This window comes from Hyunsoonleella ulvae (assembly GCF_016827605.1).
Classification (GTDB): Bacteria; Bacteroidota; Bacteroidia; order Flavobacteriales; family Flavobacteriaceae; genus Jejuia; species Jejuia ulvae.
The window spans coordinates 256012-269954 of record NZ_JAEPJQ010000006.1 but is presented as its reverse complement, the minus strand read 5'-3'; the positions used below and the strand labels follow the sequence as shown (position 1 = coordinate 269954).

The following is a 13943-nucleotide window of genomic DNA, read 5'->3' as shown; positions in this document are numbered from 1 at the left end:
TTTTTAATTGCGCAATGGCTTTTTTCATATTTTTTTGCCCTTTTTTTAAACTCGTTTTTAAGACCCTTATTACGTGGGGGTTACAGGGAAAAAGTTTTTGTGTTAGTCGCCACATAGATGGTGTGCCTTGTCAAGGCCCTGTGACCTGCACAGGCAACCTGGCATGCTCTGACCTCCCTGACTGACATAGATTAAATAGATTAAATAGATTAACTTATACATATAGATATATGTATATATGGAGCACCGTCCCCGGAACGCCCCCTAGACCTGTCTGATGTCCCAAATGATTACCAATATGACACTCAAACTTATATCGATGTACCGAGAAACACTGTCTGAAAAATTATAGTTAGATATATATTGTGTGGATTTGTTTATATATTATCTTTGCAGCCTATTTTTAATTTGATTTATGATACATATTACATTGCCCGATGGAAGTGTAAAAGCGTTTGAGGAAAACGTTACTCCGATGGATGTTGCGAAAAGCATTAGCGAAGGTTTGGCTAGAAACGTAATTTCGGCCAGTTTCAATGGTACAACTGTTGAGACAGTAACGCCATTGACCACCGATGGATCGCTAGTACTTTACACATGGAGAGATGATGAGGGCAAGAAAGCCTTTTGGCATTCTTCGGCACATGTTTTGGCGCAAGCTATCGAAGAACTGTATCCTGGATCTAAATTAACCATTGGTCCAGCTATTGAAAATGGATTTTATTACGATGTTGATTTTGGAGAACATAGTATTTCTGAAAAAGATGCTAAGACTATTGAGGATAAAATGCTAGAAATAGCTCGTGGTAAGCATAATTTTAAAATGCGTTCTGCGACAAAGGCTGAAGCTCTAGAACTTTATAAGAACAATGCCTTTAAGACTGAACTTATTGAAAACCTTGAGGATGGCACCATTACATTTTGTGATCATAGTACGTTTACAGATTTGTGCCGTGGCGGACATATCCCTAATACAGGTATTATAAAAGCTGTAAAAGTAACCAGTATTGCTGGTGCATATTGGCGTGGTGACGAAACTAAACCTCAACTGACTCGTGTTTATGGTATTTCTTTCCCGAAGCAAAAGGAACTTAAGGAATACTTAGAATTACTTGAAGAGGCTAAAAAACGTGACCATAGAAAACTCGGTAAGGAGTTGGAACTTTTTACGTTTTCTCAAAGGGTTGGACAAGGTTTACCTTTATGGTTACCTAAAGGTGCGGCTTTACGTGAACGTTTAGAGAATTTCTTAAAAACCGCACAAAAGAAAGCTGGTTATGATATGGTAGCGTCTCCACATATTGGACAGAAAGAATTGTACGTAACTTCCGGACACTATGCTAAATATGGTGAGGATAGTTTTCAACCTATTACCACCCCTAAAGATGATGAAGAATTTTTATTGAAACCTATGAATTGCCCTCATCATTGTGAAATGTACAACAGTTTTCAATGGAGTTACAAAGATTTACCTGTGCGTTATGCTGAGTTTGGTACTGTATATAGGTACGAACAAAGCGGAGAACTTCATGGGCTAACACGTGTTAGAGGCTTTACTCAAGATGATGCGCATATTTTTTGTACTCCGGAGCAGCTAGATGACGAATTTAAAAACGTTATAGATTTAGTACTTTATGTATTTACATCTCTAGGTTTTGAAAACTTTACTGCTCAGGTTTCTATTAGAGACCCAAAAAACCCAGACAAATATATTGGTGATGCTGCAAACTGGGAAAAAGCCGAGCAAGCGATTATCAATGCTACTAAGGATAAAGGGTTAGATTATATTATTGAAGAAGGCGAGGCTGCTTTTTATGGCCCTAAACTGGATTTTATGGTAAAAGATGCTTTGGGTAGACAATGGCAGTTAGGTACAATTCAAGTAGATTACAACTTACCTGAACGTTTCGATTTGGTTTACAAAGGCAGTGATAATGAAGAACATCGCCCTGTAATGATACACCGTGCTCCCTTTGGAAGTATGGAGCGTTTTATTGCTATTCTTCTAGAACATACTGGTGGAAACTTCCCTATTTGGTTAATGCCAGTACAAGCTAAAATATTATCGCTCAGTGAGAAATATGAAAATTATTCTGAAAAAGTTTTAAATTTGCTTGAAAATCACGAAATTCGCGCCCTTGTAGACCATAGAAATGAGACTATAGGGAAGAAAATTCGGGAGGCCGAAATACAAAAGTACCCTTATATGCTCATTATTGGCGAGCAAGAGGAAAAAGAAAACAAAATTACTGTGCGCAAGCATGGTGGCGAAGATCTAGGAATGATTTCTATAGATGAATTCGCCACAATAATAAAAGAGGATATTAGTAAAACGTTAAAATCGTTCTAGAATAAAAGTTTAATTAAAAAAAGAAGTAGCCATAGCAATTAGAAGAAGAAGACAGCCGCAAAGAAGGGTTGTTCAAGAAGACAAACACAAAATTAACTCGAAAATTACAGCGCAAAAATTGCGTTTAGTTGGAGACAATGTAGAAGTAGGTATTTATACCAAAGGTGATGCCATGAGGCTTGCCGATGAACTGGGCTTAGATCTAGTAGAAATTTCGCCAAAAGCGGATCCTCCTGTTTGTAAAGTTATGGATTACAAAAAGTTTCTTTACGAGCAAAAGAAACGTGAAAAGGCTTTAAAAGCAAAAGCTTCTAAAGTTGTAGTTAAAGAAATTAGATTTGGACCACAAACTGATGATCATGACTACGAGTTTAAAAAGAAACATGCTGAGAAGTTCTTAAAAGATGGTGCTAAATTAAAAGCATTTGTATTCTTTAAAGGACGCTCAATCATATTTAAAGAGCAAGGTCAAATTTTGTTGCTTCGTCTAGCACAAGATTTAGAAGAGTTTGGTAAAGTGGAGCAAATGCCAAAGCTTGAAGGAAAACGAATGACCATGTTTATTGCTCCAAAGAAAGAAAAAAAATAGATGGCATGCTGAAACAAGTTCAGCATGATAAAAAATATTAAGCGCGATAATTAAAACCTAGGAAAAGAAATGCCTAAAATGAAAACAAAATCTAGTGCCAAAAAACGTTTTAAGTTAACGGGTACTGGTAAGATTAAAAGAAAGCACGCTTTTAAGAGTCATATCTTAACAAAGAAATCTAAAAAGCGTAAGCTAGCGTTAACCCATGACACATTAGTGCATAAGGCTGACGAAGATAATATTAAAACCATGTTACGTTTAAAGTAACACCAGTTTTAATCGGTTAAAACAATTTATAAACCCTGGAGTTAGGCCAATCAAAGAATTCAGAATTGCTGGGTCGCCTACTACAAAACACATTTAAAATTATGCCAAGATCAGTAAATTCTGTAGCAAAAAGAGCCCGAAGAAAAAAGGTTCTTAAACAAGCAAAAGGTTACTTTGGAAGACGTAAAAACGTTTGGACAGTAGCTAAAAATGCGGTTGACAAAGCGATGCAATACTCGTACAGAGACCGTAGAAATAAAAAGAGAACATTCCGCGCTTTATGGATTACGCGTATAAATGCAGGTGCCAGAGAACACGGTTTGTCTTATTCTCAATTTATGGGGAAACTTAAAGCTAACAATATCGAATTGAACCGTAAAGTTCTTGCAGATTTAGCGATGAATAACCCAGAAGCTTTTAAAGCAGTTGTAGATAAAGTAAAATAAGGCGCTTAGCCTATTGTAAAACATATTATTCGCTTAATATAAAATCCGATTCGAAAGAGTCGGATTTTTTTATTTTATTTTTTTGAGCGTTACCCTTCGCTCATACCTACAAGGTTCTTAAAAACCTTGTAGGATCACTACGGGCCGTGCTTTCACTAGTCGCTCTCTACGAGGAGCTCCAACATGCCGTTCAATCACTAACGCGCTTGTCCGCCAAATGCAGTAATGACAATTTTTCTAGAGCCCCCGTGGTTACGATGTTCACATAAATAAATACCTTGCCAAATCCCAAGATTAGGCTTGCCATTGGTTATAGGAATTAGTATAGAAGCACCCAATAACGACGCTTTAATGTGTGCAGGCATATCGTCAGATCCCTCATACGTATGTTGATAATAAGGTGCATTTTCTGGCACTATTTTATCGAAGTGACTTTCAAAATCTGTTCTTACAGTATAATCTGCATTTTCATTAATAGTTAAGCTTGCCGAGGTATGTTTGATGAAGACCTGTAACTGCCCTATTTGAATTTCTTTTATTTCTGGCAAGGCTCGTAACACATCATCGGTAATTAGGTGGAAACCTCTTGGGTAAGGGTTTAATCTTATTTCTTTTTGGAAGAATTTCATGTATTTAGTAATCGTAATTATATTCTTAGCGGATTCTAGCCTTACTGAAACGAGTTCAGTAAATGTCGCAAGAAATTGTTTTAATATACTCCAATTTAAGAAAAAGACTTTTATAAAGTTGTCCCTAATTTGAAGAAAGCATAAAGTTAGCGGATAGTTGCGCTAGGGATAGCAGCGACATCCTTTATGCGAACTTTTTGAAATGATATAATAAACCTTGAGGAATTTGTATTTATTAGACGATAGCTTTAAACAGTATAGATACAACTTCGCATAAAGATATAGCGGATAGCCCGACCCGACAGGATAAATTTTCATGAAACACCCCAGAGTGTTTTAGAGGGGAGCGCCCAAATGGTTTACATTAATTGCTTAATCGTGAACTGGATCTTGCGTACATGGGCAATTGCTAATACCCTGTAAGAAGTTAAGCCCAACGGTAATTACATGTGTTCCAGAATTATATGCGGCTAATTCGTTAGTTGTGATTTGATAGGCATATCCAAAGTAAAATATATTCTTTTGGAAACCAATCATAGGACCTATATTTAGGGGTTTTAATATTTGATCGTTCAAGAAACGGTACGAAATACCTCCCCAATAATAATCTCCATAACGGTTATATTTTCTGAACTTGAAATTTAAATCTGTTGCTGAGCGATTATCACTTCCAAACCATTGGAAAAACAGTGATGGTTCGTACTCCAAACCACTTTTTTTAGGACCTCTAAATGTGTAACCTGAATACACCTGATAGTTAAGTAATAAGCTAGGTTCTGTTCGTCTTATAAATTCATCAAAGTTCTTAGGTAAAATATTGTTTGCATTAAAGCTCAACCAAAAGCCACCAAAACGGTACAAGGCTCCTATATCAAAGTTATTATTTGATGTTCTTCTATCATCAGTTACAAATGGATCTATGGTTGGATTTTCGTAGGTTGTGTTAAAATTATTAATGTCTATTCTAAAATTGTTAATGTTATATGAAATCCCAAAAGATAGATACTGCTTAGAATAATAATCGAGGATTAAGTGATGTGCGAATGAGAACTTTGCTCCTGTTTGTATAGTGTTCCCGTTTCTATCGTTGTAAAAGGATAGCCCTACACCTGTACGGTCTGCAATCCTTACATCTCCATATATAGATTGATTATCTGGGGCACCTTTGATGCCAACCCATTGTGTTAAACCATTTGCCCTAATTTTTAAATTATCCCCTATGCCTGCATAGGTTGGAGATACTACAAAATTATTATCTGCCAGGTATTGTGTAAATACTGGTAAGTTTAACTCCTGTCCATAACTTTTAATTACCAGAAATAGTATAAAAGCCATTGCTGAGTTACGCATCATTTTATATTTTATGTCTTTTATCATCTTCTTGATTTATCTATAAAGGGTAAAATGCCCTACAAACTCTTTATCGTTTCGGCTATCATTTAACTTTACTACATACCAATAATCTCCCGTTGGTAGTTCTCTGCCTTTGTACCTACCATCCCATTTTTCATTTACATTAAGGGTTGCTATTTTTCTACCGTATCGATCAAAAATATCAAAGGTTAAATCGTCGTATTGTGTTGCACAACCTATACCCCATTCATCTAATGTACCATCATCATTTGGTGTAAAATAGTTTTGAATACAGATATCAATAAACTCCATTGGTATGGATGCTTCTACTTGACATCCATTAGTATCAACAACTGTTACTGTATAAGTTCCAGAAGCATAGATTATGAATGTATTTGTATCACCATAAGATTCCCCGTTAAGGAAATATTCATAATTCCCTGTACCCCCTGTTGTTGTGGCTTCTATCTCATTTAATCCACTTTCTCTTAGTGTTAAAGCTAAAGGTTGATAATCATCTATATCAAAAAGGGCACTTCTTTGTACACAGCCGTTTGCGTGTCTCACATCAATATAATGATCTAACCCTGATGCTACATTTGTAAAAACGTTATCGTTTTGATATGTACCACCGTCCAATGCATATTCTAAATCTGCTGGATCTACAGTGTCATTTTCATTTAGATGAACTGTAACTGTGTTAGTTGAAGCATTATTAACACACCCATAATCAATGACTAATTCTGGGGTAAATTGAATTGACTCTGGAAAATCTATTTCAAACTCTGCCTCACAACCTTCATTATCCCTGATATAAACCACATGATTCCCACCAGCTAACCCTGTAAAATCAAAAACTGTTTGTGTATCTGTTCCTGTTGTATATGGCCCATCATAGTTATCCAAACTCACATTGTAAGGTAAACTTCCACCTGATATTTCTACACTAAATGCACCATTTAGTTCTCCTGTACACAATTCTGGAACTGTAGAATTTGGTACTACTGTTAAAAATACTGGAGCAGGTTCATCGATATCAAAATCTATAATTACAAAACATCCTAATTCATCTTGAACCACTGCTTGGTATGTTCCTGGTGCTAAATCTTCAAAAATAGGTTCATCAAAGAATTGATTCATTTGAGGGGATATCGCATATTTAATAGTCCCTGTTCCTCCTGTGGCCAGTATTTCTATTGAGCCATTATTTTCACCTGTACAGGTTACATCGGTTGTATTAAAAGTAACTTCTAGTGGTAATGCAGGTTCTGTAATTGGGATTATTGCTGATGTTGTTAAACAATCTCCACTATCTACCCTCACTTGATAGTTCCCTGCGGGTAACTCGGTAAATATACCTGGAGTGGTTTGTGTTGCTGGAATTGCATTGCCTGAAGTATCTTCTAGGGTATATACATAATTACCTAAACCTCCCTCTGCTTTTGCAATAATTACACCTGTGGCATCTCCCGTACAGTTAATAGTGGCATTCATTGCATCAAGATTTACCGCTAAATCCGGTAATGGATCGATGGTAATTTGATTGGAAATATCTGCAATACAACCATTAGTATCTCTTACATAATATTGATAATCTCCAGCTGGTACTGAGAATGTTGTTGAAGTAGCAAATGTGCCTATTACCGTTGAAAAATTACTGTCTGCACTATAACTGTAAGGCCCGTTTCCTCCTGAAGCACTTAAGGTTAGTGTTGCTTCTGTTAAACAGGTTTGTGATGTTGCTTTTACTAAAGTTGCTTGTACTTCTGTAGGTTCATTAATTACAATATTTGGTGTATTGAACTCACAATTATAGCCATCGGTTACAGTAACGTTATATGTTCCTGCTCCTAAATTATCAAAAACAGTAGATGTTTGCGGTCCTGAACTTGACACTGTTGGCAACACTTGATTAAGGGTATATGTATAATTTGAACCTTGTCCTCCTGTGGTATTTGTTACTGTAATGCTTGCATTAGTATCCCCAAAACAAGACAGTAAGGTTGTATTAGCTGAAATTGTGGCATCTATTGGATTTGGAATAATTAGTGTAACATTATCTGAAGCTATACAACCACCTGCATCTCTTACATTTACAGTATATACACCTGCTTCCAAATTAGCAAATGTACCACTTGAAGTATATGCTACTGTTGCTGCCCCTGTTAATTCATATTCATAAGTGCCATATCCACCACTAGCTACCGCTGTAATTGTTCCTAGATTATTATCACAGGTAACATTAGATGTCTCTGTAGCTACAACTGATAAGGCTTCTGGTGGAGATTGAATGATGACATCAGTAGTTGTGGTACAAAATGGATTTGCATTTTGCGTAATAACTACACTGTAAGTTCCTGCCAACATTCCAGAAACTAATTCAGGATTTGTTGATGTATTGGCATTTACAATACCTGTTACTGATGTAGAAGTACTATCAAACACTTCATAAGTATATGGGCCTGTATAGGCGCTTACGTTAATTTCAAAACTCCCTGTATTATCCCCAAAACAAGTTACTGCGTTTGGAGTAGTGGTTACCACAGGTGGTATAGCTTCTGGTAAAACAACTTCTACTTCTGCAAAACATGTATTGGCATCTGTTACCGTTACGGTATAAGTTCCAGATGGTACACCAGAAAACACATTTCCACTTAAACTAATACTTGCTGGATTTGGACTAATGGTATAGGTATATACTCCTGTTCCCCCATTTCCGTTTATGGTAATTTGTCCATCGTCATTATTACAGGTTGGTAATGTAGTTATACTAGGTGTTAGGTCTACTGGTGGAGCAATATCTATGGATACTAAATTACCACAACCATTAGCATCTTGAATTTCAATGGTATGGGTTCCTGAAGCTAGATTAGAAATACTAAACGGTGCTGTTCTTGTTTGAAATGCACCACCATCAATACTATAACTATAAGGTGCTATTCCTGCACTAGTCAAGGCAACATCAATTTCAAACTCGCCCTCTGCTACAGTACACTGATTATTTAATGTTGCAGAGATAACTGGCTCTGGGTCTTGTGGTAAAACAATTGCTGTTGTTGTTCTTATACAATTATATGCATCTTTTACGTGAACATAATAGGTATTGGCATCAACATTAAACGTATTTGCAGATGCCCATGCAGGATCTACTGCTGTGGGTGCTGTACTTGATGTTGTAATTTGATAGGTATATGGTGGTGTTCCATCTCTTGCTATTGCACTTATTAATCCTGAATTAGGATTACAATTTGCATTTCTATCTACTGTTGCTGTTATACTTAAGTCTATTGCTGATTCTGTAATATTAAAAGGTACGGTTACCACACCACAACCTGCATTTGGCCCTGATGTTTCTGTGATAGAAACAAAGTATGTCCCAAATGGTAATGCGCCTAAATTAGAAATAGGTAAGCTTCCTCCTGCTGGCACTACTCCAGATCCTGTTATCCCTGTGGATACTATAGATAGTGAATTGAAAATCTCATAATCTACATTTGTTGCAACACCATAAACACTATTTATTGTAAATGACACATTACCATCAGCGCTTCCTACACATGTAATATTATTGGAAGTTACGCTTGTTGCCGTTAATGTTGAATTTGTAGGAATTGATGCTGTGGCTGTTTCGTAGTAGCTACATCCTGTTGAGTCATCATACACTATAAACGTATATGTAATTCCTGGTAATAATCCTGTAAATGTTGCGGTTTGGCTACCTGGTGTATCCTCTGCTACCCAAGTTCCTCCTGGAGGCGGTGGTGGAATTACACCTCTATAAATATCAAAGAAAAATGGTCCTGTGCTTACTAAGGAAGTTCCAATACTTACTATTGCTTCTCCTCCTGTTGTACAATTAACTGTTGTATTTACTAAAATATCTAAATCGTTTGGTGGTGAGGCCACCAACACATCTTGAACTAAAATAGAACAACCATTAGCATCAACTACATTGATTTGATACAAACCAAAATCTACTACATCAAAGGTTGTTGATGTAGTTCCTGATGCATTCAATTCTGTTGCTGAATACCCATTTGTTCCTGTTACATAATAGTTATAAGGTGCTGTTCCCCCTGCAACACTTTGTACAATTACAGAACCTTTAGATACACCTCCACTTAAAACATCACAAGTTATAGGTAGTGAACTATGTGTGACACTAATTGGAGATGGTTCGGTAATGGTAATCGTTTCTGTGTCTTCACACGCATTGGCATCTGTTAATGTAATAGTATAATTTCCAGCTGGTAAGCCCGATGTTAGCGTGCCGTAATTTGTTCCTGTTGTATCATTATTAACATTTATAACAAATGGTGGTGTTCCAACTGCATTATTAATGATTATATCAATGGCAGCATTAGCATCTCCATGACATAAATTATCTGCTGTTTGTGTCACAGAGGTAATTTCTGGTAGTGAAATTGCATTTATTGTTTGTACACCCGATTCTACTATACAGTTGTTGGCATCAGTTATCTGGAATTGGTACGTACCATCGCCTGTTACTGTATAATTGAATGTTGTACCTGTAGTTCCTAAACTGGTATATGTGCCTCCATTTACTGAAACTTCATAAGTAAAAGGCGCTACTCCTCCAGAAATTGTGCCTTGAATGTTTCCATCTGGAGATGCTGTACAGTCTAAATTCTTAGTTATTACCGTTCCTACTGTTAATGGTGGTAAAGGGTTAATAGTATATGTCTCAGCATAAGTACATTCATTTGCATCCCTTACTTGAAATGTATATGTGCCTGGAGCTAATCCCGCAAATATATTTGACGGTTGATAAGCTGTTATTGCACTTGTTGGGGCAATTATTTGATATTCTAAAGGAGCTACTCCATTTGTAGCTGTAATAGTAATATCTGAAGTATTTGCCGGACATGTTATTGGCGTGCTACCAAAACTTAAATCTGTAGGTGGATTTAACGCATCTATGGTTATTGGTGCAGATACAAATGTACATACGTTTGCATCTCTTACCGTAACCGTATAAGTACCGCCTGTTAATCCTGTAAATGTTGTTCCTGATTGAAAATTCAAACCATCAATACTATACTCATATGGTGGTGCTCCTCCTGTTGTTCCCGAAACTGTTATAACACCACTAGTTGTACAAGTGTATGGTGTAGTTAGGGATACAGTTCCATTTATTGCAGTTGCGGCAGTTATGGTAACTGTTTGCGGTGTAGTTGTACAAACATCGGTACCAAATGTATACTCTACGATTACATCATAATCTCCAGCTATTAGGTTTGTAAAGTTTGGAGAATTTTGGTAAGTGGTTCCTCCATCTATACTGTAACGTAATGTATTACCATTTGGATTGGTAACGTTAACTGTAATGGTTCCACTATCTGGATCATCAGAACATAAAATATCGGTTTGGGCAACTGTGAAATCTGGTTCTGGAGTGGCACCTATAGAAATGGTTGTCTCTACTTCACAATTATTAAAATCAACTACTCTAATCGTATATGTTGCTGCTGAAGGGGCATTGATTATTGGAGTACTTTGAAATGTTGAACTTCCATTTATAAAATAATAATACGGTGGTGTTCCTCCCGTAGGGTACACTGTAATTTCTCCATCAGTACATGTTATGGGTTTAGTTATTGCCGAGGTTGCTTCGAGTATTGGTGGTTCAATAAATTCAATGTCCCCAGTAAATGTACATCCATCTTCAGTTGAAACATTTATCGTGTATATTCCGGGGTTTAGGTTTTCAAAAGTATAATTGTCGTCTACAATCGGACCAACACTATTTATTAATGTTGCTCCATCAGAGATTGAAAAGAAATACTGTGGACGAACATCATTTGCAGCTACCACTACGCTTCCTAATTCGCCATAGCATATAGGTTGTGTAACTGTGGTTTGTACATTAAAATCCCGTTCCCTAATTTGAACATCCGGAACTGTAAAAATACAAGGGTTAGGTGTAACCCCTAATTGTCTTATATACACAGTATAAATCCCTGATGTATTTACAACAAATGTATTACTCACTTGGTAGTTCACGCCATCTATACTATACTCATAACCACTTGGCACGCCACCTACTACTATCTCTCCTGGTGTAGTACAAATAATATCTTGAGACGTAACATTAGGTACTAATAAATTTTCATAAACATTGAAGTAAAACTGATTGAAACACCCGCCATCATAATTTAACGTTAATCTGTATTGACCTGCAGTATCAGCAGTGTAATTTGCTCCTGTTGCGACTTGATTCCATGTACAAGTATCACTTTCATTCGCACAATCTTGGTTTAAAACTGCTGTACAGCTAGATTCATCTAAAACTTCCCATATCATTGAAGACGTATCCGTGATATTGGTTTGAATAAATCTTGAATCGTTTGCGCCACACAAAAAGATATTTGGTAATTCCTTGCCATCATTAGGACATATTACTACCTCATCAGCATAAGGTATTACTGGATTTGTAACATTAGACCCGAAAAGTGTAACATCAAATTGTTGTGTTATGGATTGACATGGTGCTGTAGCCGCATTGTATACATAATACGTACCTGTTGACGTAACCGTGATAGATTGTCCTGTTCCGATTACCGGTGTACCGCTTGGACTTGTTGACCATGTATATGAGTCGTAACCATTGGCTGCTGTTAAGGTTGTTGAGTCTCCACACAGCACTACATTTTCATCAAATGTACAATTTAAATCTGCTAAAAAATTAGTAGCTCTTGGTGTTATTAAACATCCTGTATTACTATTGTAACTAGGGTCATCTGATATTGTAAAATCTGGGTTTATAGTTCCTTGATATGTGGAATAAGCCTGATTATCAATAATATTTGAACATGCATCAGTTAATAAACTACAATCTGAAACCACCGTTACCCTAAATCGGATGGATTGTACGGGATCATTTTGTTCCACAATTGTACGGTCTACACTAAATACAATTTCCCTTGTTGCTGCATCATAACTTTGCACTGTCACACCAGTAGGTAACGAAACTATATCTGCTGGATAATTAAATACGATATTTGTTGGTAAAACATCTCGAATAGTAAGATTAGTAGCATCATCATTACCGGTATTTTCAAAACCAATCACATAGTTTAGCTCATCACCTAGGTCTACTTCTTGACCTTCTATATTTGTACCAAATTCGTCTTCAACAATTTTGGTTAATACAATGTTTGGAGCAATAATCTCTATGGCAAAAGCACTGAAATAGTAGTAATATATATCCAAATTACTCCCCAAACTAATGGTTGCGGTGGTATCTCCATTGCCTATTAACGTATTACCAGCATTTGGTATGTTGATAATTCCCGCATCAAATCCTAATGTATTGGTTCCTGCTGGGTTTCTATCAAAAAATAATTCTGGCGTATTGGTAACGGGATCAATAATAGATACGGTACTGTTAAAAAAGTTATTCCCTGGACGTATTACTGTTCCTGAGTTATCTGTAGCATCTATAACACTTCCATTTAATTCTAAATAATCACCTGTATAGCGTCTATCACCTTCAATGGTACTAAATGCGAATTTAGCACGAACTGGCCCCACTGGAATGGTTTGGAAACCAGAAACAGGAAAGGTTTCGTTTATGGCACTTGTAATTTTTGTAAAGCCATCAAAAGATGTGATATATTTACTCGGTAATAACGGATCTTCATAAATAACGAAAAGAGACCAACCTGCCGAAAGCCCTTCAGAATTGGGTTTTGCCCCTACTAACGACGATATATTAGCTACACCATAGGTCCCTTCTGGGTTAGGTAGTGCAGTAAGAATATCGGTTACATCGTGATAATAAACATAAGTGTTTGAGTTATTATTATTCGCAGCATTCTGAAAATATATCTGTGTGCCGGTTATATCTTGATAAGCCGCACTTCCAGGTACTCTAAATTTAATATCTGATATTGGTTCAGCACCATTAACTACGGCACTCCAATACAATCCTGCATATACAATTTGATAACAGTTGGTATCGCTTGGTACGTCTAAATCCGCAGTACTAGAGTTAAATGTTGTAGGGTCGCTATCAATATCTACATAAACTGCAGCATTAACCCTATCATTCGTATCGCTTCCATTATAGGGATTGGTAACATGTAATCCTACATTACTATTCCCAATCAAAAGCATATCACCCTTAATGGCCTCGTCATATCTTGGTGAAAAAGGTACTAGATTTTGTGCAAAACACTGCATACCCATTAAGAGCATTAAAGCAAAAATGTAGGTGTTTACATAAGTAGGTGTTTTCATAGTTGTTAGTTTTTCTATTTCAGTTCATTTGGGATTGAGAGAAATAG

7 protein-coding genes are annotated in these 13943 nt (G+C 36.5%); 4 read left to right on the top strand and 3 right to left on the bottom strand.

The window, feature by feature from the left end; genetic code table 11:
- Positions 1-415 precede the first annotated feature (415 nt).
- The 4 genes from thrS (at position 416) to rplT (ending at position 3652) form a co-directional block, all read left to right on the top strand.
- A complete protein-coding gene (thrS, locus tag JS605_RS15270) occupies positions 416-2350 on the top strand; it encodes a threonine--tRNA ligase (RefSeq protein WP_203258587.1) in 1935 nt (644 codons plus the stop codon).
- A gap of 118 nt (positions 2351-2468) precedes the next feature.
- A complete protein-coding gene (gene infC, locus JS605_RS15265) occupies positions 2469-2939 on the top strand; it encodes a translation initiation factor IF-3 (protein WP_229731371.1) in 471 nt (156 codons plus the stop codon).
- A gap of 69 nt (positions 2940-3008) precedes the next feature.
- Entirely contained in the window at positions 3009-3206 is a 198-nt protein-coding gene (gene rpmI, locus JS605_RS15260) for a 50S ribosomal protein L35 (RefSeq protein WP_019388182.1), read from the top strand.
- A 101-nt stretch (positions 3207-3307) separates the two neighbouring features.
- Positions 3308-3652, top strand: coding sequence for a 50S ribosomal protein L20 (rplT, locus tag JS605_RS15255; protein ID WP_130938161.1), 345 nt, complete (start codon positions 3308-3310; stop codon positions 3650-3652).
- 197 nt (positions 3653-3849) lie between these two features.
- Here rplT and JS605_RS15250 read toward each other — a convergent pair whose 3' ends face one another.
- The 3 genes from JS605_RS15250 to JS605_RS15240 all read right to left on the bottom strand — a co-directional run bounded on the left by JS605_RS15250 (position 3850) and on the right by JS605_RS15240 (position 13896).
- Positions 3850-4281, bottom strand: a complete 432-nt coding sequence (locus JS605_RS15250) for a secondary thiamine-phosphate synthase enzyme YjbQ (protein ID WP_203258586.1) — start codon at positions 4279-4281, stop codon at positions 3850-3852.
- A 372-nt stretch (positions 4282-4653) separates the two neighbouring features.
- Positions 4654-5631 (bottom strand): PorP/SprF family type IX secretion system membrane protein, encoded by a 978-nt coding sequence (locus JS605_RS15245; protein WP_203258595.1) that lies wholly within the window; start codon positions 5629-5631, stop codon positions 4654-4656.
- Between the two features lie 36 nt (positions 5632-5667).
- On the bottom strand, positions 5668-13896 hold the full coding sequence (locus JS605_RS15240) for a T9SS type B sorting domain-containing protein (protein WP_203258585.1): 8229 nt from the start codon (positions 13894-13896) through the stop codon (positions 5668-5670).
- Positions 13897-13943 lie beyond the last annotated feature (47 nt).

What these genes read in the sequence shown, in the direction of transcription:
- thrS (WP_203258587.1), top strand. Translation starts at nt 416, where the DNA reads ATGATACATATTACATTGCCCGATGGAAGTGTAAAAGCGTTTGAGGAA.
- rpmI (WP_019388182.1), top strand. Translation starts at nt 3,009, where the DNA reads ATGCCTAAAATGAAAACAAAATCTAGTGCCAAAAAACGTTTTAAGTTA.
- rplT (WP_130938161.1), top strand. Translation starts at nt 3,308, where the DNA reads ATGCCAAGATCAGTAAATTCTGTAGCAAAAAGAGCCCGAAGAAAAAAG.
- JS605_RS15250 (WP_203258586.1), bottom strand. Translation starts at nt 4,281, where the DNA reads ATGAAATTCTTCCAAAAAGAAATAAGATTAAACCCTTACCCAAGAGGT.
- JS605_RS15245 (WP_203258595.1), bottom strand. Translation starts at nt 5,631, where the DNA reads ATGCGTAACTCAGCAATGGCTTTTATACTATTTCTGGTAATTAAAAGT.
- JS605_RS15240 (WP_203258585.1), bottom strand. Translation starts at nt 13,896, where the DNA reads ATGAAAACACCTACTTATGTAAACACCTACATTTTTGCTTTAATGCTC.